Origin of the sequence: Acidithiobacillus marinus (assembly GCF_002847505.1) — a bacterium.
GTDB classification, from domain to species: domain Bacteria; phylum Pseudomonadota; class Gammaproteobacteria; order Acidithiobacillales; family Acidithiobacillaceae; genus Acidithiobacillus; species Acidithiobacillus marinus.
The window spans coordinates 1-26,411 of sequence record NZ_MXAV01000017.1 but is presented as its reverse complement, the minus strand read 5'-3'; the positions used below and the strand labels follow the sequence as shown (position 1 = coordinate 26,411).

At 56.2% G+C, this 26,411-nt stretch carries 23 protein-coding genes, 2 tRNA genes and 1 pseudogene; 6 read left to right on the top strand and 20 right to left on the bottom strand.

Annotated features, from left to right (window positions below):
- Positions 1-68: 68 nt before the first annotated feature.
- From cmk to mtnA, 9 genes are all read right to left on the bottom strand, one after another.
- Complete coding sequence (gene cmk / locus B1757_RS04955) at positions 69-749, bottom strand: (d)CMP kinase (protein ID WP_101537265.1); 681 nt, start codon at positions 747-749, stop codon at positions 69-71.
- Positions 746-2,050, bottom strand: a complete 1,305-nt coding sequence (aroA, locus tag B1757_RS04950; protein ID WP_101537264.1) for a 3-phosphoshikimate 1-carboxyvinyltransferase — start codon at positions 2,048-2,050, stop codon at positions 746-748. The genes cmk and aroA overlap by 4 nt, the downstream gene beginning before the upstream one ends.
- The gene (locus B1757_RS04945; RefSeq protein ID WP_101537263.1) at positions 2,051-2,929 is read right to left on the bottom strand and encodes a prephenate dehydrogenase; all 879 of its coding nucleotides are present in this window, start codon (positions 2,927-2,929) and stop codon (positions 2,051-2,053) included.
- Between the two features lies 1 nt (position 2,930).
- Positions 2,931-3,947 (bottom strand): 3-deoxy-7-phosphoheptulonate synthase, encoded by a 1,017-nt coding sequence (gene aroF / locus B1757_RS04940; protein WP_101537262.1) that lies wholly within the window; start codon positions 3,945-3,947, stop codon positions 2,931-2,933.
- A 4-nt stretch (positions 3,948-3,951) separates the two neighbouring features.
- Positions 3,952-5,049 (bottom strand): histidinol-phosphate transaminase, encoded by a 1,098-nt coding sequence (hisC, locus tag B1757_RS04935; protein ID WP_101537261.1) that lies wholly within the window; start codon positions 5,047-5,049, stop codon positions 3,952-3,954.
- Positions 5,049-6,131, bottom strand: a complete 1,083-nt coding sequence (gene pheA, locus B1757_RS04930) for a prephenate dehydratase (RefSeq protein ID WP_101537260.1) — start codon at positions 6,129-6,131, stop codon at positions 5,049-5,051. The genes hisC and pheA overlap by 1 nt, the downstream gene beginning before the upstream one ends.
- 11 nt (positions 6,132-6,142) lie before the next feature.
- On the bottom strand, positions 6,143-7,231 hold the full coding sequence (gene serC, locus B1757_RS04925) for a 3-phosphoserine/phosphohydroxythreonine transaminase (protein WP_101537259.1): 1,089 nt from the start codon (positions 7,229-7,231) through the stop codon (positions 6,143-6,145).
- Between the two features lie 3 nt (positions 7,232-7,234).
- The gene (gene gyrA / locus B1757_RS04920) at positions 7,235-9,772 is read right to left on the bottom strand and encodes a DNA gyrase subunit A (protein WP_101537258.1); all 2,538 of its coding nucleotides are present in this window, start codon (positions 9,770-9,772) and stop codon (positions 7,235-7,237) included.
- 68 nt (positions 9,773-9,840) lie between these two features.
- Positions 9,841-10,881, bottom strand: coding sequence for an S-methyl-5-thioribose-1-phosphate isomerase (gene mtnA / locus B1757_RS04915; protein ID WP_101537257.1), 1,041 nt, complete (start codon positions 10,879-10,881; stop codon positions 9,841-9,843).
- 159 nt (positions 10,882-11,040) lie between these two features.
- Between mtnA and B1757_RS04910 the strand changes: the two genes are divergently transcribed.
- Positions 11,041-12,255 carry a class I SAM-dependent rRNA methyltransferase gene (locus B1757_RS04910; protein ID WP_101537256.1) on the top strand — a complete coding sequence of 405 codons (1,215 nt, stop codon included), beginning with the start codon at positions 11,041-11,043 and terminating at the stop codon, positions 12,253-12,255.
- 32 nt (positions 12,256-12,287) lie between these two features.
- Here the strand turns inward: B1757_RS04910 and B1757_RS15040 are convergent, their stop codons facing one another.
- Together B1757_RS15040 and B1757_RS04900 are read right to left on the bottom strand one after the other, a co-directional pair.
- Entirely contained in the window at positions 12,288-12,761 is a 474-nt protein-coding gene (locus tag B1757_RS15040) for a hypothetical protein (RefSeq protein ID WP_143484223.1), read from the bottom strand.
- A gap of 154 nt (positions 12,762-12,915) precedes the next feature.
- A complete protein-coding gene (locus B1757_RS04900) occupies positions 12,916-13,488 on the bottom strand; it encodes a hypothetical protein (RefSeq protein ID WP_101537254.1) in 573 nt (190 codons plus the stop codon).
- 161 nt (positions 13,489-13,649) lie between these two features.
- On the opposite strand from B1757_RS04900, the gene B1757_RS04895 reads away from it, so the two are divergent.
- Both B1757_RS04895 and B1757_RS04890 read left to right on the top strand, forming a co-directional pair.
- Positions 13,650-13,725, top strand: a tRNA-Thr gene (locus B1757_RS04895).
- A 109-nt stretch (positions 13,726-13,834) separates the two neighbouring features.
- Entirely contained in the window at positions 13,835-15,028 is a 1,194-nt protein-coding gene (locus B1757_RS04890) for a WD40/YVTN/BNR-like repeat-containing protein (protein ID WP_101537253.1), read from the top strand.
- Positions 15,029-15,107: 79 nt separating this feature from the next.
- Here B1757_RS04890 and B1757_RS04885 read toward each other — a convergent pair whose 3' ends face one another.
- Entirely contained in the window at positions 15,108-15,263 is a 156-nt protein-coding gene (locus B1757_RS04885; RefSeq protein ID WP_253253712.1) for a DUF4926 domain-containing protein, read from the bottom strand.
- Positions 15,264-15,563: 300 nt separating this feature from the next.
- On the opposite strand from B1757_RS04885, the gene B1757_RS04880 reads away from it, so the two are divergent.
- The 3 genes from B1757_RS04880 to B1757_RS04870 all read left to right on the top strand — a co-directional run bounded on the left by B1757_RS04880 (position 15,564) and on the right by B1757_RS04870 (position 17,572).
- A tRNA-Arg gene (locus B1757_RS04880) sits at positions 15,564-15,640 on the top strand.
- A gap of 110 nt (positions 15,641-15,750) precedes the next feature.
- Positions 15,751-16,830, top strand: coding sequence for a site-specific integrase (locus tag B1757_RS04875; RefSeq protein WP_253253711.1), 1,080 nt, complete (start codon positions 15,751-15,753; stop codon positions 16,828-16,830).
- A 313-nt stretch (positions 16,831-17,143) separates the two neighbouring features.
- Complete coding sequence (locus B1757_RS04870) at positions 17,144-17,572, top strand: LexA family protein (protein ID WP_101537251.1); 429 nt, start codon at positions 17,144-17,146, stop codon at positions 17,570-17,572.
- A gap of 10 nt (positions 17,573-17,582) precedes the next feature.
- On the opposite strand, the pseudogene B1757_RS04865 reads toward B1757_RS04870, so the two are convergent.
- The 8 genes and pseudogenes from B1757_RS04865 to B1757_RS04830 all read right to left on the bottom strand — a co-directional run.
- Positions 17,583-17,879, bottom strand: a pseudogene (locus B1757_RS04865) (integrase core domain-containing protein); the annotation flags it as partial.
- Positions 17,880-17,893: 14 nt separating this feature from the next.
- Complete coding sequence (locus B1757_RS04860) at positions 17,894-20,953, bottom strand: efflux RND transporter permease subunit (RefSeq protein ID WP_101537250.1); 3,060 nt, start codon at positions 20,951-20,953, stop codon at positions 17,894-17,896.
- Positions 20,953-21,990 (bottom strand): efflux RND transporter periplasmic adaptor subunit, encoded by a 1,038-nt coding sequence (locus B1757_RS04855; protein ID WP_101537249.1) that lies wholly within the window; start codon positions 21,988-21,990, stop codon positions 20,953-20,955. Before B1757_RS04855 ends, B1757_RS04860 begins: the two co-directional genes overlap by 1 nt.
- Positions 21,987-23,336, bottom strand: a complete 1,350-nt coding sequence (locus tag B1757_RS04850) for a TolC family protein (protein ID WP_101537248.1) — start codon at positions 23,334-23,336, stop codon at positions 21,987-21,989. The genes B1757_RS04855 and B1757_RS04850 overlap by 4 nt, the downstream gene beginning before the upstream one ends.
- 99 nt (positions 23,337-23,435) lie before the next feature.
- Positions 23,436-24,764: a sensor histidine kinase gene (locus B1757_RS04845; protein WP_101537247.1), complete on the bottom strand. Its 1,329-nt coding sequence runs from the start codon at positions 24,762-24,764 to the stop codon at positions 23,436-23,438.
- Complete coding sequence (locus tag B1757_RS04840; RefSeq protein ID WP_101537246.1) at positions 24,761-25,423, bottom strand: response regulator transcription factor; 663 nt, start codon at positions 25,421-25,423, stop codon at positions 24,761-24,763. The genes B1757_RS04845 and B1757_RS04840 overlap by 4 nt, the downstream gene beginning before the upstream one ends.
- A gap of 80 nt (positions 25,424-25,503) precedes the next feature.
- Positions 25,504-25,815 (bottom strand): PepSY domain-containing protein, encoded by a 312-nt coding sequence (locus B1757_RS04835; protein WP_101537245.1) that lies wholly within the window; start codon positions 25,813-25,815, stop codon positions 25,504-25,506.
- An 89-nt stretch (positions 25,816-25,904) separates the two neighbouring features.
- Positions 25,905-26,411, bottom strand: a 507-nt coding sequence (locus B1757_RS04830) for a cytochrome b/b6 domain-containing protein (protein ID WP_101537244.1), incomplete at its 5' end; no start/stop codon positions are given.

Sequence of the window (26,411 nt, the reverse complement as noted above, 5' to 3'; positions counted from 1 at the left end):
AAGCCTCATTTACCGGGAGCACCGCAGTGTCCCTTTGATTACTGCTCAATGCCAAATTAATGGCGGTTTCAATTCTCCCGCAGCGCAGTTTGTACCCACGCCTGCAAGACCCTGTATGTTTCGACGACTGTTTGCGCACTGGTATCCAGAATATGAGCATCCGCAGCAGGCCGGAGCGGCGCGACACTGCGTTGTTGATCCCGGGCATCCCGTTCGGCAATTTCCGCCACAACGCTGGCGAGGTTAGCACTAATCCCCTGTTCCATCAACTGATTGAGTCGCCTTTTGCCACGCTCTTCGGCGCTGGCTGTCAGAAAAACCTTCAATGTCGCTTTCGGGAAAACCACCGTACCCATATCCCGGCCATCGGCGACCAGGCCGGGGTCCTGGATAAAATCTCTTTGGCGTTGCAGCAAAGCCGTGCGCACCTCAGGAATAGCGGCAATTTGCGAGGTCAGGGCACTGATTTGCGGGGTGCGGATCGCCTCATCCACCAGCTCATGATCAAGCAGAACCCGGGTCTGCTCACCATCCCCCCGAAAACTCAAGGGCAAATCCAGGGCCAAGCGAACCAGACCAGCCTCATCATCCCGTTGAATACCGGCCCGCTCTGCAGCCAATGCCAGGGCGCGGTATATGGCGCCACTATCCAGCAAATGCCAGCCCATGTCCTGGGCCAGCAAACGCCCCAAGGTGCCTTTACCGACCCCACCTGGCCCATCCAGCGTCACCACCGGAATCCTGCTCATGCGCTCAACTGCTCCAGGCTTAAACCCGCCGCTTGGGCCAGCGCCGGAAAGCTGGGGAAAGAAGTCGCCACATTGGCACAATCGAGAATTTCAATGCTGCCCGAGGCTACCAGTCCAGCCATGGCAAAAGCCATGGCAATGCGGTGATCACCATGACTATCCACCTGCCCGCCCTTGATGGGAGCAGGCGTAATCACCGCCCCATCCGGGCGCTCTTCCACCCCTACACCCAGGGCACGCAGGCCTTCTGCCATCACGGTAATCCGGTCACTTTCCTTGACTCGCAACTCCTCGGCGCCGGTGAGGGTACTGGGGGTTTTGGCACAGGCTGCCGCCACAAAAAAGGCCGGGAATTCATCAATAGCCAGCGGCACCAGATGCGGCGGTACATCAATACCCTGCAGGGGTGCATAACGCACCCGGATATCTGCCACCGGTTCACCCCCTATTTCACGCAGGGCGGTCAGATCAATACGCGCACCCATGCGGGTGAGAATCTCGATGATTCCGGTACGGGTAGGATTAATTCCCACGCCTTCCAGCAGCAGATCCGAGCCCGGGGCGATAGTGGCCCCCAGCAGAAAAAAAGCCGCCGATGAAATATCGCCGGGCACCTGCATACTTTGCCCGCTGAGCCGTCCACCCCCTTGCAGACAAGCGCTGGAGCCCTGCCGGGAAACCATGTAGCCAAATCCATTCAACATGCGCTCACTATGATCCCGGGTGGGGGCCGGTTCAGTGACACAGGTTTCACCCTGCGCATACAGGCCTGCCAGCAAAACGGCGGACTTCACCTGGGCACTGGCTACCGGCATGTCGTAATGGATACCCGTGAGAGGCTTACCCTGAATTTGCAGGGGCGCTTTGCCGTCCTGCGCGTGAATTTCCGCGCCCATGGCGGTGAGGGGTTGTAAAACCCGGCCCATGGGCCGCTTGTGCAGACTGGCATCACCGACCAGGGTGCTGGCAAAAGTCTGTCCGGCCAGAACACCTGCCATGAGGCGCATCGCTGTACCGGAATTTCCACAATCCAGAGGGGTTTGCGGCGCTTTAAGGCCCCGCAGGCCGACTCCTTCAATCCGCAAATGCCCATGATCCGGTCCAGCGATGACCACGCCCATGGCCCGAAAGGCGGCAATGGTGGCCAGCACATCATCGCCTTCCAGCAAACCGCTAATCTCCGTAACGCCTTCGGCCAGAGCACCCAGGATGACTGAGCGGTGAGAAATGGATTTATCACCGGGAACAGGAAAGCGGCCTTTGAGTGCCGAGCCGGGGCGCACAAGATAGCGGATAGTCATTCAGGCAGATACCGGAGGAAAATGAAATTGTTGACGGACGGTCTTGCCAAGGGACAGCCAGGACTGCAGCCCAGCAGCATCCTCAACGGCAAGCAGCTGCTCAGCGAGCTGCAGATTGTGCTGGACCTGTTGCAATTGTTGGCGCACTGCCTGTTGGTTTTCCAGAAGAATTTCAGACCACAGCGCAGGATTGGAGTCCACAATCCGCGAAAAATCGCGCAGCCCACCACCAGCAAGATCTTCCAGCCCGGGCAGCCGCTCTTCGAGACCGGCCATATACAGATAAGCCAGCAAATGCGGGGCATGGCTGGTGGCAGCCAAGGCTTCGTCATGGGCTTCGGGCGACATTTCCCGAACTTCGGCACCCAGAGCCACCCAGAACTGGCGTAACTTCTCCACCGCCTGGGCATCGGTCTGGCTCGGCAAAGGCGTCAGCACCACTTGCGCTCCCCGATACAAGTCTTCACGAGCCGCATGGAAACCGGTCATTTCACTACCGACAACCGGGTGTCCCCCCACAAAACGGGCACCCAGCAATGCCGTCGCGCGCCCAGCAATAGTATTTTTGGTACTGGCAATGTCCGTAACCAACGCCGCTGCATCAGCCCAGCGCGCAATGTCTTCAAGTTGGCCCAGCATAACCCTGGGCGGGGTAGCCAACAGGATCAAATCGGCATCGGCCAGCACATCCGGCAACACCGGGCTCAATTCAACCTGCCAGGTTTCGGCACTCTCCTGCAATGCTCCTACTGCAGCAGCGTCAGCCAGAGCGGCACGAATGCGCCCCGCATATCCTGCCGCACGCAATGCCTTGGCAACACTGCCACCCATCAGCCCGAGGCCTACTATCGCCACCCGCTGAAAGGGAATCTCCGGCATTTTACAGTTCGCGGCCTATGGCTGCTGCGACTTTGTGCAAATCATCCATCAGTGCCAGCAACTGCTGAGGACTGAGGGCCTGATCAGCATCACACCAAGCCTCTTCGGGACAGGGATGGGATTCCACCAGCAATCCATCGGCGCCGGCAGCAATGGCCGCCTTGGAAAGGGCAGGAACCAGCCAGGCTTTTCCTCCCGCATGGCTGGGATCAACAATCACCGGCAGATGGGTTTCTTTTTTGAGTACCGGGATGGCGGTGACATCCAGGACATTCCGGTAGGAAGTCTCGAAGGTACGAATGCCCCGTTCGGCAAAAATGATTTTGTGATTTCCATGAGCGGCGATATATTCCGCTGCCATCAGCCATTCCTTGACGGTCGCACTGAGACCGCGCTTAAGAATGACAGGCACATCCAAACGCCCCACCTCTTTGAGCAGATCGAAGTTCTGCATATTGCGGGTGCCGATCTGAATGATATCCACCCCTTTTTCCAGGAACAGATCAATTTTCCGCACATCCATCAGTTCAGTGACAATCGGCAGACCGACTGCATCCGCCGCCGTACGGAAATAATCCAGACCTTCGTCACCGACCCCCTGAAAGGTGTAGGGACTGGTGCGGGGTTTGAAGGCACCGCCGCGCATCAAGCGACAACCGGCAGCCTTCACGGCCTCGGCGGCACTGCGCATTTGCTCGGGGGTTTCCACCGAACAAGGACCGGCAATCACCTGAATCTGCTTGCCCCCAAAGGGAATCCCCCGGACCTCGACAATGGTATCGGTGGACTTGAATTCACGGCTGACCAGTTTATAGGGCTTCAGAATGGGCATAACCTGTTCCACAGCGGGCAAGGATTCCAGCGCACCTTCCGGCAACAAGCGTTCGTCACCCAGCAGGCCCACCACGGTGCGTTCCGAACCGGTGCTGACCATAGGCTGCAGACCATACTGACGAATGCGCTCCAGCAGTTGTTCCATCTGCTCTGCGCTCACTTGTGGTTTGACGATGACGATCATGGGATTACAGGACCTCGCCCAGCATTTTCAGAAAACGTTGATTTTCCACCGGCAGGCCCACACTCACCCGCAGATGATCCGGCATGCCGTAAGGACTGAGAGGGCGCACGATCACACCCCGCTGCAAAAGCGCTGTGTAAACGCGTTGCCCTCCCCCCGGTACGGCGAAGGCCGTAAAATTGCCTGCAGGGGGAAGAATTGTCAATCCAAATTTACGCAACCCCTCCGCCAGCACTTGCCTTTCCTGGCGATTATTGCGGCGCGTCGCTTCCAGATGCGCGTGATCCAGCAGTGCCGCATGCGCCGCCACCTGCGCCAGCGTATTGATATTGAAGGGCTGGCGTACCCTTTCCAGGACTGCAATCAGGTCTGGATGGCCCATGCCGTACCCACAGCGCAGGCCAGCCAACCCATAAGCCTTGGAAAAAGTCCGGGTCACCAACAAATTGCTGAAGCGCCCCAGCCATTGGCGGCCATCGGGATAGTTCGGGTCGTCCATCAACTCCAAGTAGGCCTCATCCAGTACCACCAGGGCATGGGCCGGGACACTGTCGATAAAGGTTTCCAGCGCATTGCCTGACAAGCTGGTGCCTGTGGGGTTATTGGGATTAGCTATGAAGACCAAGCGCGTCCGCTCACTGAGCAAGGCGGCCATGGCATCCAGATCATGACCAAAATTGCGGGCAGCGGCCGTCCTGACCAGAGCACCGCTCGCCTGGGCGGCAATGGCATAGGCGGCAAAAGCATACTGAGAAACAATCACTTCGCTACCCGGACCCGCAAAGGCACGCACCGCCATTTCAATGACCTGATCAGAGCCATTCCCAAAAATGAATTGCCCCGGTTCCAGATCATGCTGTTGAGCCAGTCTTGCCCGCAATTCGGGCGCTCCACCTTCGGGATAGCGGGCCAAATCTGGCAGAGCTCCGCGCACGGCTTCCAGAGCCAGAGGGCTGGGACCCAGCGGGTTTTCATTGGAAGCCAGCTTGATGGCATCGCGAATGCCCAGCTCCCGTTCCAGTTCAGCGAGGGGTTTGCCGGGTTGATAAGGACGTAAATCAGCCACACCCGGAGCTGCATATTCAAGAAAATTCAAGGTCATTAATATACCGCCTTGGGATAACTGCCCAGACAACGATAAAAAGAAGCCTGCTCTGCCAGCGCGTTCAGCACCGGAGATAAGACGGGATCCTGACAGTGCCCCAACAAATCCAGATAGAACACATATTCCCAGACCGCCGACCGGGCAGGCCGCGATTCAATGCGGGTCAGGCTGACATTGGCGTCTGCGAGGGGCGACAAGAGGGCATGCAGGCTGCCGGGACGATTGATGCCGGCCACCACCAGACTGGTTTTGTCCTGACCGGTAGGGCGCGTGGCGATCTTGCCAATCACCAGAAAACGGGTGGTGTTTTCGGGGTTGTCTTCGATCCCCGCTTGCAGAATGTCGAGGGCATAGGCTTCAGCGGCGGCGGTCGTCGAAATGGCCGCCCCTTCGGGATCGCTGCTGGCTCGTTCGGCCGCCACCCCGTTACTGGGAACATCCACCAGTTCCACATGAGGGAGCGATGCTGCCAACCACTGGCGACACTGGGCCCGGGTCTGATAGTGCACATACACCCGGCTAATTTGCGCCATGGGGATCTTCGCCACCAGATTATGCACAATCCGCAGCTGGACTTCGCCGCAAATCTGCAGCGGATAATCCAGCAACAAATCCAGGGTCAGATTGACGGAACCTTCGGTACTGTTCTCGACAGGAACCACGCCAAATTGGGTTTGGCCGCTATCGACCAGACGAAAAATTTCTGAAATGCTGCTGGCGGGCTGAAACTGGGCTGAGTGACCGAAATGTTTTTGCGCCGCCATCTGGGAAAAAGTTCCCGCTGGCCCCAGATAGGCCACTTGCAGAGCTTCTTCCAGCGCCAGACCCGCCGAGATGATTTCCCGGTAAATGCTAGCCACCTGGGCATCCGTAAAAGGCCCAGGATTTTCCTGCATGATACGCCGCAGGATCTCTGATTCCCGATCAGGGTGATAAAAATGCGTCTCTCCATCCGCTCGTTTCAATTCACCCACTTCATGAGCCAGCTGCCCCCGTTCGCTCAGGAGCGCCAGAATCTTGCTGTCGACCTGATCGATGGCGGTACGCAATGCTGCCAGGCTGCGTATGGGTTTTTGCAAAATCTGCGCTCCTAGCCGTGCTGGCGGGCAAAATCCCGCATGAAATCCACTAACGCCTGCACGCCCGCTTCGGGCATGGCATTGTAAATGGACGCGCGCATACCGCCCAACAGCCGGTGTCCTTTCAGCTGGAGCAAGTGCCGTGCTTCGGCTTCCTGCAAAAATGCCCCATTCATGCCTGCTTCCTTGAGGAAAAAAGGCACATTCATCCACGAACGATTCCGCGCTTCCACCGGGTTGCTATAAAAACCCCCGGAGGCATCAATGGCCTGATAGAGCAAGGCCGCCTTGCGCTGATTACGCTCAGCCATGGCCTGCAGGCCACCATTGTTTTTTAACCATTTGAATACTAGACCCGCCACATAAATGGCGAAAGTCGGCGGCGTATTGTGCATGGACCCCTCTTTGGCTTGCACGGCATAATCCAGCATGGTGGGGGTATTGGTCGGGGCATGGCCGAGCAGATCTTCGCGGACAATCACCAGGGTCAAACCCGCCGGACCGATATTTTTCTGGGCACCGGCATAAATCAGACCAAAACGGCTGACATCCACTGGCCGCGACAGAATATGCGAAGAAGCGTCGCTGACCAGCGGTACATCGCCCAGATCCGGAATAAAATCAAACTCCACACCGCCAATGGTTTCATTACCGGCAATATGCACATAAGCCGTATCCTGGCTCACCCGCCACTCTGACTGGGGGGGCACCAGGCGAGCCTGGCGGTCGGCATTGCTGGCAGCGATTTCCACTTCAGCAAAGCGCCGGGCTTCCTGCAGGGCTTTTTCCGACCAGATACCCGTCTGCACATAACTGGCCCGGGCATGCCCGCGCAACAGATTGAGGGGGACCATGGCAAACTGGAGGGTCGCCCCGCCCTGCAAAAACAGCACCTTATAATTCGCCGGAATATGCATAAGATCCCGCAGATCCTGCTCGGCTTCCGCAATAATTTGCATGTAGTCTGCGCTGCGATGGCTCATTTCCATCACGGAAATACCTCGGCCCTGCCAATCCAGCAGTTCTCCCTGTACCTGCTCCAGTACTGCAGCTGGCAGCATGGCAGGACCAGCCCCGAAATTATATACCGGCTCATTCATAGACTATTCCTGGGGCAGTGCCTGCTCCCCCTCCTCTTCATCAGATTCAGCGATGAGGGCCATCCCGGCAAGTTGCTCTCCCTCGCCGAGATTAATCAGACGCACACCTTGCGCATTACGGCCAGTCCGGCGGATGCTGTCCACCGCAATGCGGATCAAGGTACCACGGTCAGAAACCAGCATTAGCTCGTCCATTTCGCTGACGGCCAGGGCACCGACCACCTGCCCGTTGCGCGCATTGGTCTGGATGGCGATGACGCCTTTCCCGCCGCGATTGGTGCGCCGGTATTCCTCCACCGTCGTCAGTTTGCCATAGCCATGGGTGGTGGCGGTCAGCACCACTTGATCAGGATCCACCAACTGCGCGGAAATGACCCGATCCGTTTCTTCCAGAGTGATACCGCGCACCCCCCGGGCATTACGACCCATGGCCCGGACTTTTTCTTCGTTGAATCGCACCGCCATGCCATGCCGGGTAAACAACATGACCTCGCGCTGTCCATCGGAGAGACAGACGCTGACCAGACGGTCGCCATCATCCAGATTGATGGCATTGATGCCCTGACTGCGCGGCCGGGAATAATCCATGACCGGGGTTTTTTTGACGACGCCCTGGGCGGTGACCATGCAGACAAACTGCCCTTCGGTAAAATCCCGCACCGGCAGTACTGCCGTTATGCGTTCTGTAGGCGCCAGTGATAATAAATTGACAATGGGCTTGCCCTTGGCCCCTCGCCCGGCCTGGGGTAATTGATAGACCTTTTGCCAGAAGACCTTGCCGAGATTACTGAAAAACAGGCAGTAAGCATGGGTAGAGGCGCAGAACATGCGCTCCACGAAGTCTTCTTCCTTGGTCGCCGTCGCCATTTTGCCCTTGCCACCCCGGCGCTGAGCATTAAATACCGTGACCGGTTGCGCCTTGATATAACCCGCGTGGGTAAAGGTCACCACCATTTCTTCTTCGGCAATCAGATCTTCATTGGAGATATCGCCCGTATCCACCAGGATTTCACTGCGGCGCTCATCCCCATACTGATCGAGAATGGCCACTAGCTCTTCCCGAACCACTTCCATCAAGCGCTGGTTGGAACCGAGAATTTCCAGCAACTCCTTGATCCGGTTCAGCAGACCCAGATATTCGTCACGAATTTTATCCTGCTCCAGCCCTGTCAGACGGTGCAAACGCAGGTCGAGAATGGCCTGAGCCTGGGCTTCGGAAAGATGATAACCATCGGCCTGCATACCCTCCGAAGGCTCGCCCCGCTCCACCAGCAGGGCGGCCACCATGCCCGGTTCCCAGACTCGTGCCAGCATTTTCGCCTTGGCTTCCGCCGGGTTTGCCGCAGCGCGAATCAGACTGATGAGAGGATCCAGATTGACCAGTGCTACCGCCAGTCCTTCCAGAATGTGGGCGCGGTCACGGGCTTTTTTCAGCTCAAAAATACTGCGCCGAGTCACTACTTCACGACGGTGTTGCAGGAAAGCCTGCAGCAGGTCGCGCAAGCCCAGGGTCCGGGGGGCACCATCCAACAAGGCGACCATATTGATATTGAACACACTTTGCATGGCGGTGTGCTGGAATAAGTTATTCAGCACCACATCGGCATTGGCGTCCCGTTTGAGTTCGATGGCAATGCGCATGCCGGATTTGTCCGATTCATCGCGTAGGTCACTGATGCCTTCCAGACGCTTTTCCTTGACCATTTCGGCAATGCGTTCAATCAGCCGCGCCTTGTTCACTTGATAGGGCAATTCCGTGACAATAATGCTCTGTCGGTTGGTTTTTTTGTCCGTCTCAAATTCCGTGCGGGCGCGCATGACTACCCGGCCACGGCCACTGCGATATGCCTCAATGCTCCCCGCCCGCCCAAGAATGTAACCGGCTGTCGGAAAATCCGGGGCTGGCACCAGCTCGAAAAGCGCTTCATCGGCGATCTGTGGATCATCTACCAGCGCCAGACAGGCGTTGATGATTTCCGTGAGATTGTGCGGGGGAATATTGGTAGCCATGCCCACCGCGATACCCGCAGATCCATTGATGAGCAGATTGGGAATGCGCGCTGGCATGACCAGAGGCTCCCATTCTTTTTCATCATAGTTCGGCCCGAAATCCACCGTTTCCTTTTCCAGATCGGCGAGCATTTCATGGGCGATACGGGCCATACGCACTTCGGTGTAACGCATGGCGGCGGGGCTGTCGCCGTCCACTGAACCAAAGTTGCCCTGCCCGTCAATGAGGGGATAGCGCATGGAAAAATCCTGGGCCATGCGAACCATGGTGTCATATACGGCCGTATCCCCATGGGGATGATATTTACCGATGACGTCACCCACCACACGCGCCGATTTCTTGTAAGGCTTGTTCCAGTCATTGTTCATCTCGTGCATGGCAAAAAGTACGCGGCGATGCACGGGCTTCAGGCCATCACGGGCGTCCGGAAGGGCCCGTCCGACAATCACGCTCATGGCGTAATCCAGATAGGACTGGCGCATTTCCTTTTCGAGGCTGACGGGAATGGTTTCTTTGGCGAAATCTATCATGTGGAGACCGGATATCCTTGATTATTTTAACGCAGCATTATGCCACAAGCGGAAACATTCTGCATGCTTCAGACCCGCAGCGCTGCGAGGCTGTGCAGATAGTCCGGCCGGGCCACGCCTCTTTCCGTAATAATTGCCGTAATCAAGGCCCCAGGCGTCACATCAAATGCCGGATTACGTACCTGAACTCCGGCCGGAGCCACATCATGGCCTGCACATTGCCGCACCTCGCTTTCCGGACGCTCTTCGATGATGATGCCAGCGCCAGCTGGCATGGCAAAATCCACGGTGCTCAGGGGTGCTGCCACATAAAAAGGGATGCGATGATACTGGGCCAGAACCGCCAAACTGTAGGTGCCGATCTTGTTGGCCGCATCGCCATTGGCGGCAATGCGATCAGCACCGACAATCACCGCCTGGATGAGCCCCTGTTGCATCAGATAAGCCGCCGCACTGTCTGCATTGAGATAAAAGGGAATACCATCTTTTTGCAATTCCCAGGCAGTGAGGCGCGCACCCTGAAGCCAGGGGCGGGTTTCATCCGCATACACCTGGAGCTGTTTACCGGCAGAAATGCCCGCACGAATAACCCCCAGAGCGGTCCCGTAACCACCGGTCGCGAGGCTTCCGGTGTTGCAATGGGTTAAAATGCCGCCCTGCTCGGGTAACAAAGCTGCACCATGACGACCCATCTGCTGATTATCGGCAATGTCCTGCTCTAGCAGATCATGGGCAGCCTGCAACAGAATAGTGGCGGCAGCCTCAGCAGAAGAAGTCTCTTTTTGCGCCAGCGTTAACTGCCGATCCGTCGCCCAGGCCAGATTGACGGCTGTCGGTCGAGCCGCCTTGATCTCGGCGGCCGCTCCTGCCAAACGTGACTGCCAGTCCGCAAATTCGCGCATGTCATGCATTGCCAGAGCCATGGCATAGGCTGCTGTCACACCGATAGCGGGAGCGCCCCGCACCACCATCTGGGTAATAGCGACGGCAACCTCACGATAATCCCGGAGTTTCAACCAGATTTCCTGTTGCGGCAGAAGGCGCTGATCGAGCAAACACAGCCGGTTATCTTCCCAACGAATGGCACGAATATTATCGACAATAGGCACAGATCATCTCCTGAGTGGCTGACTAGCGTGGCAGCGGATAAAATACATGGCGCACTCAATATACGGATCAACGAAATATCTGTAAAATGTACCCTCTCGCCTCTTCCCTGTCGGTCTGGGGAATAACCGGCAAACTCCTTTTTCCTACAGGTTTTGATCATGTCTTCAAGCACTATTTACCCTACCCTGCGCCTGCGTCCCAAGGAAGACCGCCGCCTGCGCGCCGGCCATCTCTGGATTTACAGCAATGAAATTGACGTCGCCAAAACACCTTTGCAGGACGTGGCTCCGGGCAGCGTCTGCACAATCGAAGACGCCCAAGGCAAGGCCATTTGTCTGGCCCATATCAATCCTCATACCCTTCTCTGCGGGCGCCTGCTCAGCCGAAATCCTCATCAGATTATCGACCAGCATTTTTATCAGGAACGTCTGCTCCAGGCTTTACGCATGCGCGAGCGCTTATTTTCCGCTCCGTTTTATCGTTTGGTACATGGTGAGGGCGACGGCTTACCGGGCCTGATTATTGATCGCTACGAGGATACGCTGATCTTGCAACCTGGCAGTCTCGGCATGGAGCAGGATATCGGGCTGATTACTGCGGCGTTGCAAGCCTTATTGCGCCCTTCCGGTATTTTGCTGAAAGCAGGTGGCGCTGCACGCCGTCTGGAGGGGCTGAAAGAGCGGGTCGAGGTTTTGACCGGGCAGGTTCCGGAGCGCTTATCCGTTTGGGAAAATGATTGTTTATTTGAGATGGACCCCTATGGCGGCCAAAAAACCGGCTGGTTTTACGATCATCGCGCCAACCGTCGCCGCCTGATGGCCCATGCCGCAGGACGAAGGGTTCTGGACTGCTTCGCCTATCTGGGGGCTTTCAGCATTCCTTTGGCCAAGGCAGGGGCCCAGGAGGTAACGGCGATAGACAGTTCCGCACCGGCGCTGAAGCTACTGGAGGAGAATGCTCAGCGTAATGCCGTGGCCCCCATCCGGGTCATCCACGACGATGCCATGGATAGCCTCGCCAGACTGCGGGATCGTGGTGAACAGTTTGACCTGATCGTCCTCGATCCCCCGGCCCTGATCAAATCCAAAAAAGACTTCAAGGAAGGTAGCATTGCCTATCGCCGCTTCAATGATCTGGCCATGCGTCTGCTGGCGCCGGGCGGCATCCTGTTTACTGCCTCCTGTTCCCACCATCTCAGTCGCGAAACCCTGCTCAATCATATTGCCTTCGGCGCGCAAAGAGGCGATTACGCCATCATCGCTGAAGGTACCCAGGATATGGATCACCCCATTCACCCTGCCGTACCCGAAAGCAGCTATCTGAAAGGCTTTTATGTCCACCGCCGGGAGATGATTCCTGAAGAAAGCGCGTAATTTCTGACTTATCTCAGGGCGTTGGAGCGCGCTTATGGGCGTCCATCACGCCCCGGACAAGCCCCCAGATAACGGGATCTAAAGTGGGTGGGTGGTGCTGTAAACGGCGTTCCATTCACGGTGCCGCTCGTCAGCACTTCTCCCTGAGCCGAACGACCATCCCGGGCAACACGGATGGTCGCCCGAACATGGATCATGAGTGGATCCCCTCCTGCACCTGAACCCGCTTGGCTACAGGTGGTCTCCATTATCCTAGTGCTGTCGGCAGAAGCTGAGATCTGTCGCCACGGCCCGCACTGTTCTCCTTGCTGACGGCTCAGCAATTCTGTCACCCCCGTACCGGAGTGACAGACTTTGCTGTTGATCACCTGCATTCCTGCCGGAGTTGCGATGTGGCTCATGGTCTCCCATTCACCCGGAATGATGGAAACGGCCCAAGCCGGGCAAGCCATACCCAACAGGATTCCGGCTAATATCAAGCGCTTCATTCGAAAATTAATTTTCATAAACAGCAGCTCCCTCCATGTTGAGATCCCCACGCAATGTCCCGGTAATTTTTCCTGACCAGCGCCAAACCAAAATGTGGTTGGTCTGCTGCTGGAACTTACTCTGATCTTACCGCCCTCGGCATTTGAAAATATAGGTAACTACAGGCGATACTCAAGGACCATTAGGATGCGGGTCCGCCCGTTTAAGTTGAGCCGCCAATTGCTGCAGAGCAATCATTCCCGGCAGTTGGGCTGACTTCATTACCCGGACCTGAGCGGCAGGCAGGACTGCCGGACAATCCGCTGCGAGCCAGTGACCATGCTGGGTAAAAGTTTCATTCATCATGGGATTACCGGGGGCCACCATATCGCCATGACCGGTCATAGTGGCGTGGCGCAAATCTCTATCTTCCCGTTTGAAAATCAGCTCCTGATCCATACGTATATCCGGTGAAATAAATGTGTGCAGTTGAACGGTGGATTGCTTGGTGGTGTTAGTGACACGGTTTTGGGTAGTAGCTGCACTCTGGCCCGTAATGACAGAAGCCTGGGCAGATTCTCCACGCTGGTTCCAGCACTCCTCCTGGCGCATCTGATTGTGTTGTCCCGAAGCAGTATGCACATCACTCACTATCAGCCAGAGTCCCGGAGCAACAAAAGGCATGGATGAGGGCTCGCCTGAAGCGCTGCCCATTTCAGCAAAAAATATTGCAAAAACAGCCAGGAAGAAAGCAATATGGCGCACTGCGGATCTCCTCAACGTGGCACCGTCGGTTCGGGAATAATTCCCGCATCTGGTCTGCAAATATCACCTTGAACGATTTGCAAATCAAGGGATGAAAAAGATTACCAGAGGGACATCGGATTCTTGTCGCAATGCTCTATGACAGGTACAATCGCGCCCACGCCGTTGTAGCTCAGTCGGTAGAGCAACTGATTCGTAATCAGTAGGTCAGAGGTTCGATTCCCCTCAACGGCACCATATCAAACAAGATGTTGCGGAATTTCTTCGGAAACAAGATCCCTTCCAGGGGCAACCCATTACAACAGGTGCCCGGTGTGAGCGGCGCTGATTGATATCAGGATGGCCCATGAAGAAAAGTCCCTCAAAAACAGCATGGCAATATGGTCCTGTTGCGGCGGCTGTCACAGCCGTCATTCTGGTGGTGCTGTGCATTTGGGGTCTGGATAACTTGTTTTCACATGACTACCCTACCGTAAGCCCCGAGCATGCCCTTATCCATGCACCGCATCCCAAGCGGGTTTTATCTGGTCCGTTGCCCACGGGCGTGGTGTTCAAGGTTGTGGACTTCACACAAGCCTCGACTGGATATGTGGCGGGGGCTGGTGTTATTTTTGAGACCTTGGATGGTGGGACAGATTGGGGCCGGGTATATCACGGATCAGTCGATGTCTCGGGCCTTGAGATGGTCAGTGCCCAAGTCGGCTATGCGTGGGGTCAAGCAGGTAATTCGACGACCGTGCTCAAGACAATTGACGGTGGTGCCCAATGGGCGGTTGCTGGCAGAGTGCCTGCACGCGGCATTCATGTGGCGTCCTGGCCCACTTCCCAGGTGGGGTATGTCGTGACCCTGAAGCGGGATCTCCTGAAAACCAGCAACGGCGGAGAAACATGGACTATACTCAAGCAACCGGCGGAGAGCGTAAGTTTTGTGACCGCTGCCAAGGGTTGGGTGCTAGAAAGGAGCACGGTATACAGCACACGCAACGGAGGCAAGTCATGGACATCGTCCCAGTTGATTATCCCCTCCGTGCCTACCCATCGGGTCATGATTGGTGGCGAGATTCGCAGCGCGCCCGATGGCGCGGTCTGGGTCATGCTCCCTGGGGGTGCGGGAATGAACCAGGAATCTTACACCCTGTACCGGAGTGTCAGCGGTATCCACTGGACCGCCGTTATGGCCCGCAATACCGCCGGGGCTGGACCGGCTCCCAGCGCAGCGGCGGTATCCGGACCCGGCTTATCGCCAGGCCCCATGGATCCCGTGTCGGACCATGATGCGTTTGCTTCGGGCATGTGTTGGGCCTGCGGGGAAGCCGGTACATGGCAAGTGGTTGGCACCACTGATGGCGGAAAGCACTGGAGTCCTCCGTCCCGACCGTACGGGGCGCTGCCAGGACTGCTCCAGTCCCCTTATAGTATCTCGTTTCCTGATCGGACGACGGGATACGTTTTAGCCACCTCGTTTTCGTCAAGGCAGCATCTGACGCGCTTGTACAAAACAACGAATGCGGGCCGATCCTGGACGCTGATTTCTAGGTGAGCTTTGGTGAAAGTTTTCAGATGATAGCCATCATGACATGATGTATCCTTAGCTGCGAAAAGCTTCTGAACAACACCCTTTATATTATGCTGCGCAAATCCTCAGCAATCGCCAGGGTGACATAGTCGTCAACCACAAAGAACTCAACTTCCATGTAACCTGGGTCCAACTTTTCCACGATGCTCCCGACCTGAGCACGCAGCAGGTGTTGCTCGGGTATGGGTTCCAAAAGCACTATAACATCGCGGACTTGCCCTGATGCTGCATGACAAAATCCACTTGGTAACGCTTGCCATTCTCCAATTGCATTGGCCCTGATTCGGGCTTCCGCTAGTGTTCGTGGATATTCCCGGAGCCATACCTTTCAAGCGGTAGCCGTCGTGCTTAACGACTGAGGGAGTAACGCAGCACAAATGTCTTTGTTCCCCCAAGGGAAACTCTTAACACCAGGGTTCCTCGACCAGTAAATAGGCACCATAATCACGATCACGCCAGTTGACCACGGCCAGTACAATCGCTATATTACGCTTTCATCGCGCTCGTAGCTCAGCTGGATAGAGCAACTGGCTACGAACCAGTAGGTCGGGAGTTCGACTCTCTCCGAGCGCACCAATAAAAACAAGGGCTTGAATGAAGATTCAGGCTCTTTTTTGTTTTCAGTTGACTTTTTGGGACAATTTCGGGACAGTAACTCCAAAAATCACTGTCCCCGGAGTGTCCCCGTGGCTACGATCACCCCACGTTATGCGGTATATCCAGAAACGCCAAACAAGAAAACGCTGACCGGTTGGCAGGTCAAAATCCGAAAGCAAGGGTTCCCTGCACAATCGAAAACTTTTCGCAGTAAGGTAGAGGCTAAATCGTGGGCCATGTCCGTTGAGACGGACATGGAGCGCGGTCATTGGCGTGATCAATCCGAAGCGGATGCAACCACATTACATGAAGCACTTACCCGCTATGCCGACGAAGTGATCCCTCGTAAAAAAGCCGGTAATCGTGAGTTAGGTTTCATCCGACAATGGCAAACAAGGGCAGTAGCGGAAATTTCATTATCGCGTATTCGCAGCAAAGACATAGTTGGTGTCATCAAGGAAATGGAAAATGAGGGGAAAGCACCAAAGACAATCAGCCTGCATCTGGGTGTCGTTTCCCATTTATTTAGTGTAGCTGTATCAGAGTGGGGAATGGAGGGTCTGAACAATCCTGTTCAAATCGCCAAGGCCAGAAAGCCGAAACTGCCCCAGGGCCGAGATCGGCGACTGATAGACAACGAAGAAACTATGTTGCTGGATGAGTGCCGTAAGGCTCAAACACCCTGGTTGCTTCCGGTTGTTCGCTTTGCCATCGAGACGGCCATGCGAGCGGGTGAAATACTCGAAACCAAAGGAACAACGGATCCAGAAACGGGTGAACGCCCTGTTCTTTCCACGGGCTTGCTCTGGAAGCATGTGGATATGAAAAAGCAGACGGCCTTTCTGCCGGAAACCAAAAACGGTGAACCCCGAACGGTCCCCTTATCCAGCACGGCTATGGAAGTATTGAAAAGTTTGCCACGGAGTATGAACGGCAAAGTCTTTGACACAACGTATGAAGCCATTCATTTGAGCTTTTCCCGAACCTGCAAACGCGCGGGCATCAAAGGGCTACACTTTCACGATCTGCGCCACGAAGCTACCAGCCGCCTCTTTGAAAAGGGATTAAATCCCATGCAAGTATCCAGCATCACCGGTCACAAGACCTTACAGATGCTCAAGAGATACACCCATTTGAAGGCTGAGGATCTGGTGAAGTTGTTGGGGTGATTGGCTGATGGCACTCGGAACCATCACATTGCGCGAATACCGCGACACATTTGACATACATACAGGGCGAGCGGCTCAGTCTGCCTTCGCTCATTGGTTTCAGGAAGAAATTTGTCGATGCCTCATAACCCGTTATACGAGAAATCTGGAACAGAGTTAAGTATCTAGGATACGGTTAAATTAGAAAAAAGGGTTCTTTAACCAAGACACGAGTTAGGTTCTAGCGGTAGATGCTTTTTTGGGTCGGGAGATTGTGCTCATCGGGATGGTTGCTGTATAAATATACACTGTTCACGTCTGCCTTGAGGTTATTATGGAATCTTGCTCTTTGCGGGCTTTCGCCCCACACCCCTTGGGTGGCACCCAACGCAGAGTATTTTTCCCCTTGATGCTGTCCCGGATTGCGGCAAGGTTCCCCTCTCCCGCCGATGATTACATCGAAAAACAGATGGATTTGAACGTGCATCTCATCCAGCACCAGGAAGCGACGTTCATTCTGCGCGTTTCTGGTTGGTCGATGCGGGATGTCGGTATCTTTGATGGCGATGAAATCATTGTAGACCGGGCCATTACTCCCAGTGATGGTAAAATCGTGGTGGCCGCCATCAATGGAGAACTGACCGTCAAACGCCTGCGCCGAGTGGGGGCAACCATCCACTTACAGGCAGAAAATCCGGAGTTCCCGCCGATCATCCTCCAGGAATGCGAAGAAGTGAACCGCCCCGGGTTCAGTGGAAGGTAATTTTTGTACTTCAAGTGGCCTTGGTGGGCTGCTCCACGAGCTGCGCATAATAGTTTGCCTCAGCTTCTGCGGGAGGGATATAGCCCAGAGGACCGAAGAGTCGCTGATGGTTATACCAATGCACCCATTCCAGGGTGGCGATCTCTACGGCTGACCGGTTTTTCCAGGGACCCAGATGATGAACCACCTCAGCTTTGTACAGTCCATAGATGGTTTCCGCCAGGACATTATCGTCACTGTCCCCGGTGCTGCCGACAGAAGCAGCCACACCGGCACCGGCCAGACGCTCCGCATAGCGTATGCTGAGGTTAAAACTATGGATCAGTGCTGCATAGGTACTGGTCCTTTTTGCACCAGCCGTTCCAGCCAGGCATACAGCGCCGGCATCACCAGCAGGACCAGCGGAATTTCCGCCAGCAAACCGGAGATGATGGCGATGGCCAAAGGCGCCTGCATCTGCGCCCCAGCCCCCAAGCCCAGCGCCAGGGGCAAGAGGGCCAGAATGGCGATGATGGCCGTCATCAGCACCGGGCGCAGTCGCGCCTTTCCTGCCCGCACCAGTTCGTGGCGTTCGGCAGAACGGGCCTCCGCAAAAAAGAAGATGGCTGTTTCCGTCACGATACCGACAATCATGGTCATCCCGATCATCGCCGTGATGTTGCGCTCCGTACCCGTCAACCACAGGCCGACAAAGACGCTGCCCAGGGCCAGAAGAGACGTCGCCAGAATGCTCAGCACCACCGTAAAACGCTCATAGAGGAAAAGCAGCAACACCGTTACCAGCAGAATGGCCGCCAGGAGTACCAGAGCCAGTTCGCGCATGGACTGCTGTTGTTCGCGGTACAATCCACCATATTGCAGGTAGACGCCCTGAGGAAGCTGCAGATGGGCCAGCCGACCCTTGACCTCGCCCATCACCTTGCTCATGGCTCGACCTTCGATCCGGGCCGTCACCGCGATCATGGGCTTGAGGTTTTCCGAATGGAGTTCGGCCTGCCCTGATTGTCGGCGGATTTCTGCAACCTGCCCCAGGGCCAGATAGTGGCCATCGGGCGCAATGATGGGGAGTTGGCGCAGACGTCGGATGGCATCCCATTGGGCACGGGGAGCGCGAATGCGCACGCCGATCATCTCCTGACCATGGGGAATCCGGCTGACGACCCGCCCTTCCATCAAGCTTTGCAACTGGCTGGTCACCTCTGCCGGGGTCATTCCTGCAAGGGCCGCTTTTACGGGGTCCACATGAATATCCACCGCATCACCGGCAATGGTGATGCCATTGAAGACCTCCACCACCCCCGGCACCTGGCCAATTTCAGCGGCTACCTGACGGGCCAGTTTTTGCAGAGTCTGCTCGTTGGCACCGAACATCTTGATTTCGATGGGCTGGGGCACCGCCGTCAAATCGCCGATGAGGTCTTCCATCAGTTGTCCAGTTTCCAGCCGCAATCCCGGAACCTGATCATGGATCTGCTGACGAACACTCTGCATCACCTGCCAGATGGAATGTTGTCGCCGGGTCTTGAGACGGATGAAAAAATCCCCGGTATTGGCTTCAGTGATACCGCCGCCCAACTGCAGTCCGGTGCGCCTCGAATAGCTGGCCACATCCCGATTCTTCGCCAGAATCTGCTGTACCTGGTCCAGCAAGCGATCGGTTTCCACCAGGGAGGTACCCGAAGCCGCAGTGTAATCCAACACGAAACCGCCCTCATCCATGGCGGGCATGAAACCACTCCCCACCTGGGTATAGGACCAGCCGCCCACCAGCAAAAAACCCAGCACGATCCCCAATAAAATCCAGGGACGTTGCAGGAGTTTTTCCAGATGATGGCCGTACCAGGCACTGAACCAGGACAGAAAACGCCCCTCATGTTCGGCCTTCTCGGCGTCCTGTGGGCGCAGAAACAGATCGGCCAGCAGGGGGACGGCCAGGTACGCCACCAGAAAGGACACCAGAAGTGCGGCAGCAATAGAAATGGCCAAGGCCTGAAAAAAAGCGCCGGTCACGCCCGACAAAAACGCCAGAGGCAGAAAAATGATGATGGTGGCGGCCGATGACCCAGCCAGGGGTTTGCTCATTTCCAGGGCGGAACGCAGAATCGTGCTCGGCTCACTCTCAAACGGCGCAAGCTCATCGGGCTTTTGGGTGAGACGACGCATGATGTGTTCGAGCATCACCACAGCATCATCCACCACCAGCCCCACTGCCGCCGCCATTCCCCCCAGGGTCATGATATTGAAGCTCTGATGCAACACATAGAGCACCAGCACACTGGCTAAAAGCACGCTGGGCAAGACCAGCGCGACGATGAAAGTCAGCCGCAGATTGCGCAAAAATACCAGGAGCACCAGCGCCGCCAGAGCGGCGCCAATGAAAATCGCATCGCGCACACTGGCGGCTGCCGCCGTAATCAACTGACTTTGATCATACCAAACGCTCAGTTTGACACCCGGCGGAATACGGCTGGCATCCTGGCGTAGCAAGCTGCGGATGGCATGATCGATGGCCACCGTATTGGCCCCCATCTGCTGCTTGATATTCACCAGCACGGCGTTTTTGCCATTGGCCGTCACCGTGGTCCATCGGGGTGCGGTTCCCACCCGGATCTGGGCCACGTCGGCCAGGTCCACGACCCCCGCCGTCCCCGTCTTGAGGACTATATGCTTGATATCATGGATATTTTTCAGGGGGCTTTCACTCAGAATCTGATAGAGCCGATAATGGCGCTGCAAGCGGCCCACGGCAGTAATGATATTCCCGTTACGCAACGCTTTTTCCACGGCAGCAAGGGTCAAGCCATAACTCTGCAGACGCATGGGGTCCACAACTACCTGATATTCCTCACGCGCCCCGCCCTGCACATCCACCTGCGCCACCCCATGAATGGCCAGCAACAGAGGACGCAGGTCATATTCGGCATAACGACGCAGGGCGACCGCATCCAAGCGGTCCGATGTCAGAGACAGCCCCAGTACCGGAAATACCGTCGGATCCATCCGCCGGGCCCTAAAGCGGGTGCCGGGTGGCAGGGTGGGCAAGACCTTGTTGACGGCGGACTCCGCCTGTAAGAGGGCTTCGGTCATGTTGCTGCCCCAGGCAAACTGTACCGAAACCTCGGTGGCCCCACGGGCTGTGGTCGCGCGAATGTGCTGCACACCGGGGACTGCCCGCAAGGCCTGTTCCAAGGGTCGGGTCACAGCAATTTCCGTTTGGGGAATGGGCATATTGCCGGCGTCGGCCGACACGACGATGCGCGGGAAAACCACGTTGGGGAAAAGCGCCACCGGCATTTTCGTGGCAGAGAGGAGTCCGGCCACCACCAGCACAAAGAGCAAAAAAAGCAGGGAGCGACGATGTTGCAAGAGCCAGGCCCCCATCAGGACTGCCCCTCTACCCGCAGAGCCATACCGGGCTTCAGCTCGTAGTTACCCAGGCTGATCACCGCATCCCCGGCCTGCAATCCCTGCTTGACCGCAATCCAGCCGCCCTGTTGCCAGCCGGTTTCCACCCAGCGTTTTTGGGCTTTACCGGCCACGTCCACAAAACAGTAGGACTTACCATTCTGCTGCAGGACAGCCGAATCGGGGACGGCCAACACCTCCTGACGATGCAGGACGATCTCCGCCCGGAGCATGGCTCCTGGCAACAAATCCGGCCGGGCGGGCAAAGGTACCACCACTTGCGCAAGACGGGTTTGTGGGTCGATCTGGCTGTAAATCTGAGTGATTTTCCCCTGAACCTCGGTCCCCCCATATACCGGGCGCAGCAGCACTGAATCACCTACCCGAATGCGCGGCAGATCACCGGGCTCCACGCCCAACAAGACGCGCAGGCCGCTTCCCGTACTCAGGCTGAGCAAAGGCTGACCAGCGGCGATCAGGTCACCTTGATGGACATGCACAACGGTTACCACCCCGCTGATGGGAGAGCTCACCTGGCCTTTTTCTAAGGACTGCAGGCGCAACCGGATGTCCTGCAGTGCCGCATGGGCCTGGGCCAGGGCTTGATCGGCACTTTGCACCTGGCTATTGGTCGCCAGCTGCCGCTGCCGCAGACTGGTCACCCGCCGCTGCTCGGCCCGGGCGAATTTCAGCGCGATTTCCGCTTGTTTGAGCTGCAGCTGATCGCTGACCGAGGGTTGCACCTGTAGCAAGGGCTGTCCCTGTCGGACTCGCTGTCCGGCAGCCACCAGTACCTGACTGACCAGGGCTTCGGCGGGCAGCACGATGGTTCGGCCGTCCTCCGGCGCAAACTCCACCGTCCCATAGACCCGTAATTGATCCGCCATGTACATCATCCGTACCGGCGTAGTTTTCACCAAAGCGGAAACTTCGGCTATAGCCATTCCCCCGAATAACCCATACAGAAAACATCCCCAAACCAGCATCTGCCAAGCTGGAAACCATTTTTTCATTTCTGCTTCCCCCAATCTGCAACGGGTAAACCCACGGCCAGTTCCAGTGCTGCCTGTTGGGTGGCAAAGGATTCCTGCAAAGCCAGCAACTGCAAACGCTTGGCCAGGGACTGGCTACGTACGGTTTCGTAATCCAGCAAGGTCACATCATGTTCACTGGCCGCCCTACGCAAGCGGCTTTCGGCTTGCTCCAGTTTTGGCACCTGTTGCCGAAGTGGCTGGATTTCTTGCGACAAGCGACGGAGATCCTGCACCAGGCGAAAAATATCGGCGCGGGTTTGAAAGAGCCGGGCACGGTAGGCTTCCCGCAGATGGGTGCGGGAAGCCTCGGCTTGGGCAATGGCCCCGCGATTGCGATTCCAGAGGGGAATATCCAGGGTCAGACTGGGGCTGTATGTTTGCACATTGGAAGTATCGGCGGCCTTGCCGAAACCGATAGTGAAACCGGGATATTGACCAAGAATGGCCCGCCGCACCCGCGCCTCCTGGGCCTGATAACCGGCCCGCAGCGCCAGCAGATCGAGCCGATGGCGCCCGGCCAAGGCCAGCAAGCGTGCGGCATCGGGCAATTGCTTCCAGAGTTGCGGCGGCCGGACCTGAATCATCATCCCGGGTGGCAAGCCGATGGAGGCATCGAGCTTCTGCCGGGTGGCCGTTACCTGACGACGTAAAGCCAGGGCCCGATCCTGACTATCCAGCCAGGCAATTTGCCGCAAGGTGCTGGTGGTAATGGTGCTGTCACCCAAGCGCAGGTTCTCGGCAGAGGCCTGATACCATTTCCCGGCGGTTTTCGCCGCCGCCGCCGCAACAGCTTCCTGTTCCTGCAAATAATAGAGCTGGCGGGTAAGAACCCGGGTATTACCGGCCTGCATCCACTCCTGCCAGGCCACCTGATAGTGCACCGACTTTTCCTGGGCACGGGCAATATCCAGATTAGCAGAACGAGTAAAGAGGCTGGCGAGACTCCAGCTCAGCCCCATGCTATAGCCCTGGTAATACCCGGCTCCCACATTACTGGGGAAATCCGCACTGAGGGACAACTGCGGGTCCGGCAGTAGGCCCGCCGCAAACACCTGGGCTTTGGCAACCCCGAGCTGGGCGCGCATGGCCCGCAAATGTGGGTTGAGCAAGACCGTGATCACCCCCAGGGTCCTACCGGAAAAAGGCCCTTGCAGATTCACATCCTGGGCATGGGGATGGAGCCGCGTCAAAGCCGCCGCCATTTCCCGATCTACTTCCTGGACAGAGGCAAGATGGTCAGCCAAGGGGGCTGCCTGATACTGCGCACAACCGGCCAGCAGCAACAGCCCACCACCCATGATGATCTGCCAACATCTGAACCTCATGAACCATGTACTCCCTGAAAAATGAATAAACCACGTTGAGGTTCAGCAAACCCCTCGTTTATCAGTATCTCATGATTGTATTAGGCGAGACTTAGCGGCTCAGACTCCATCATTCTCTGAGCTGACTTGTTTTTGTCGATAACTGAAAAGCAACCCGGAGCGATCGGGTCGAGGACGCAGGGAAACTTGTCCACCCAGTTGATCGGCGATGGCGAGGACAATACTTAAACCCAATCCACTGCCCTCTTCTTCTGTACCGGGAATACGGTAAAAAGGCTCCCATATACGTTCTGACTCCGCCATGGGAATACCTGGACCGCTGTCCATCACTTCCAGGAGTGCATCACTGCCCTCACTCCGGACACTTATCGTCACTTCTGAGTGCTCAGGACTGTAGCGTAAGGCATTATCTACGGCGTTGCGTAACAAGCTGTGAAAAGCGGCAGGACTGCCCTGCACCCATATTGGAGATGGGGCGTCCAGGCCAAAATCGATTTTTTTGCGATCTGCCAGCGGATACAGATCCTCCAGTACCTGCCGGGCAGTATCCACCAGATTTACCCGCTCGGAACTCGTAACAGTCGCCTGCTGCCGGGCCAAGCCCAGCAATTGTTCAAGTAGATGGGCAAAGCGCTCCAGACCTTTTTGCAGCGGGAGCAAGCGTTGTTGGTATTCACTGAGAGAATCGGCACGACCCAGATTCTGCACCTGAAGCGACAAAGCGGTTAACGGCGTGCGCAATTCATGGGCAGCATCGGCGATAAAGCGACGCTCCTGCTCCAGCAACACGCGAATCCTTTCCAGTAGGCGATTGATGGCTTGTATAAAGGGTGCGATTTCTGTCGGCACATCTTCCATGCTGAGTGACTCAGGACGGTCAGAGTTTTGCCGATCCAGGGCCAGAGCCAGATTCTGGATCGATGCCAGAGACCGCCGGACGATCATCCGCGAAAAAAACATCAATAAAGGCACCAGAAACAACAAAGGTAAAAAAGTCCAGCGGGCGCTGGCAAATGCGGCATCACTACGCACATCGGTGGACTGCGCCACCGCCAAGGCATTATCCGGCCCTTGCCGCCTTACAAAAATGCGCCAATCCTGGCCATTCACCACCACTGTGTGGAAACCCGCTGACAGCTGCGGGGGAAGTTTCAAGGGTGCTTCGCTCCCATGGCAATGCAAAGGACATAAGAGCTCAACGATGATTCGAGCATCCGGGTCTTCATCCACCGGACTCTGGTCATAGTGATCCGCTCGTTGCCAGAGATGTGGAGGCACCAGCGCCGCAATCTGCTGTAAGGAAGCATCCTGATATACCTGGGCTTCATTGAGGGCCAGAAAGAAGGACGCAAGACCGGCTAATAACCCCATGCCGACGATGGCCACGCTCAAGCCAATATACAAACGCCTTTGCAAAGAATGCTTCATGATGGACGCGGAACCATCCAGCCAGCACCACGCACATTCTTGATGATTTCAGCACCCAGTTTCTTGCGCAGTCCATGGATCAGAAAATCAATGCTGTTACTTTCGATGCTCTCATTCCAGCCGTACAAACGCTCTTCCAGTTGGGCCCGACTGAGTACTGCGCCGGGGCGTAATAATAAAGCCTGTAACAAGGCAAATTCCCGATGGGTCAATAGCACAGATATTTCGTCAACCTGTGCAATATGCGTACTTAAATCCAACTTTAGAGTACCGTTTTCCAGCATAGGGGAACCCTGCCCGCACTGACGGCGAATAATAGCCCGCAGACGAGCCAGCAACTCATCCATGGCAAATGGCTTGACCAGGTAATCATCGGCTCCCAGATCCAGCCCCTCGATACGATCCGACAATCCATCCCTGGCAGAAATAATAATGGCAGGTATGGTGTTCCCAGCGGCTCTGACATGTTGCAGCACAGTGCAACCATCCACTTTTGGCAATCCCAAATCCAGAAGAATGACCTGGTGTTCCTGATTGGCGATAGCCCGTAATGCTGTTTCACCATCACCCACCCAATCCACCGCATAGGCGGCGTCTTTGAGAGCGACTGAAATGGCCTCAGCAATCATTTGATCATCTTCCACCAGAAGAATACGCATTGTGTAGTGATAAACTCCCTGCGAAGCAAACAATTATCCGCTCCGTGGAGCGGGTTCATCAGACCAGGGTAACCCCTTGATCAATCAGCATGGTCGCCTTCCAGGGAGTTCTCCAGGATGGCCCCGGTTAGGGCATCTATGCCCACTTCATGGCTGACATGCCCGTTTCTGATCACAAAAGAATAGCGCAACCCACTGCCGCCTTTCTCTTTTTCCAACTCCTGATCCGTAATTTTTCCCGGATAAACGCGCAAAACCGTTGAACGCGCCTGTTCGATACTGATTTTTGCCTCGCCCGCCATCTGCTGACCGGCAAAAGCGTAAGCCCCGAAAGCAGACAAAAACAAAACCCCTCCCAGAATTCCACCGACCATCCTTTTAGATACGCTCATGACATCACTCCTGTTGCATGTGTTGAGAAACGAATGGAACTTTTGCCCCATCCGTTTATGCATGGTATCTACCCAGGGTTAGCGCAGAATTAGGGAATGAATATCCGCAATATCCGTGGGGTACGCAAGGCATGCAACAAAGCCATGGCGATGTGACCCCACCAGTATGCCCATACCAGATTGGCAACCAGGGAATGAACAGCATGAGGGATAGCGTAAGCACTGCCTGGTTTAACACCCCCTGCTGCATAGATCATGACAAACATCACCACACCTGAAACGCCCATGGCCGAAATCGCCAAAAGGCCCAGGCCATGTACCAGGCCTGGCAACCCTCCACGCATACCGGCGGGAGGGAAAATACCCCGGGCGGCGCCCCGAATATCTTTCACAATGCGTGAAAAATAGACACCATGATAAGGAAACAAATGAGCACGCAACTGGGCATTCTGTGCCACCATCAGCCAGAACAGGACAATCACGATGGTGCTGGCGATACCCAACCACATATGGGATACAAACAGAAAGTGTCGAAATGCGGATATGCCCACATGTTTCCAGATGGCTTTCATGTCCAGTTCACTCATCAACCAGGG

Coding starts and splice junctions, on each gene's coding strand:
- cmk (WP_101537265.1), bottom strand. CDS start 749: ATGAGCAGGATTCCGGTGGTGACGCTGGATGGGCCAGGTGGGGTCGGT.
- aroA (WP_101537264.1), bottom strand. CDS start 2,050: ATGACTATCCGCTATCTTGTGCGCCCCGGCTCGGCACTCAAAGGCCGC.
- B1757_RS04945 (WP_101537263.1), bottom strand. CDS start 2,929: ATGCCGGAGATTCCCTTTCAGCGGGTGGCGATAGTAGGCCTCGGGCTG.
- aroF (WP_101537262.1), bottom strand. CDS start 3,947: ATGATCGTCATCGTCAAACCACAAGTGAGCGCAGAGCAGATGGAACAA.
- hisC (WP_101537261.1), bottom strand. CDS start 5,049: ATGACCTTGAATTTTCTTGAATATGCAGCTCCGGGTGTGGCTGATTTA.
- serC (WP_101537259.1), bottom strand. CDS start 7,231: ATGAATGAGCCGGTATATAATTTCGGGGCTGGTCCTGCCATGCTGCCA.
- gyrA (WP_101537258.1), bottom strand. CDS start 9,772: ATGATAGATTTCGCCAAAGAAACCATTCCCGTCAGCCTCGAAAAGGAA.
- B1757_RS04910 (WP_101537256.1), top strand. CDS start 11,041: ATGTCTTCAAGCACTATTTACCCTACCCTGCGCCTGCGTCCCAAGGAA.
- B1757_RS15040 (WP_143484223.1), bottom strand. CDS start 12,761: ATGAAAATTAATTTTCGAATGAAGCGCTTGATATTAGCCGGAATCCTG.
- B1757_RS04890 (WP_101537253.1), top strand. CDS start 13,835: ATGAAGAAAAGTCCCTCAAAAACAGCATGGCAATATGGTCCTGTTGCG.
- B1757_RS04870 (WP_101537251.1), top strand. CDS start 17,144: ATGGAATCTTGCTCTTTGCGGGCTTTCGCCCCACACCCCTTGGGTGGC.
- B1757_RS04860 (WP_101537250.1), bottom strand. CDS start 20,953: ATGGGGGCCTGGCTCTTGCAACATCGTCGCTCCCTGCTTTTTTTGCTC.
- B1757_RS04855 (WP_101537249.1), bottom strand. CDS start 21,990: ATGAAAAAATGGTTTCCAGCTTGGCAGATGCTGGTTTGGGGATGTTTT.
- B1757_RS04850 (WP_101537248.1), bottom strand. CDS start 23,336: ATGAGGTTCAGATGTTGGCAGATCATCATGGGTGGTGGGCTGTTGCTG.
- B1757_RS04845 (WP_101537247.1), bottom strand. CDS start 24,764: ATGAAGCATTCTTTGCAAAGGCGTTTGTATATTGGCTTGAGCGTGGCC.
- B1757_RS04840 (WP_101537246.1), bottom strand. CDS start 25,423: ATGCGTATTCTTCTGGTGGAAGATGATCAAATGATTGCTGAGGCCATT.
- B1757_RS04835 (WP_101537245.1), bottom strand. CDS start 25,815: ATGAGCGTATCTAAAAGGATGGTCGGTGGAATTCTGGGAGGGGTTTTG.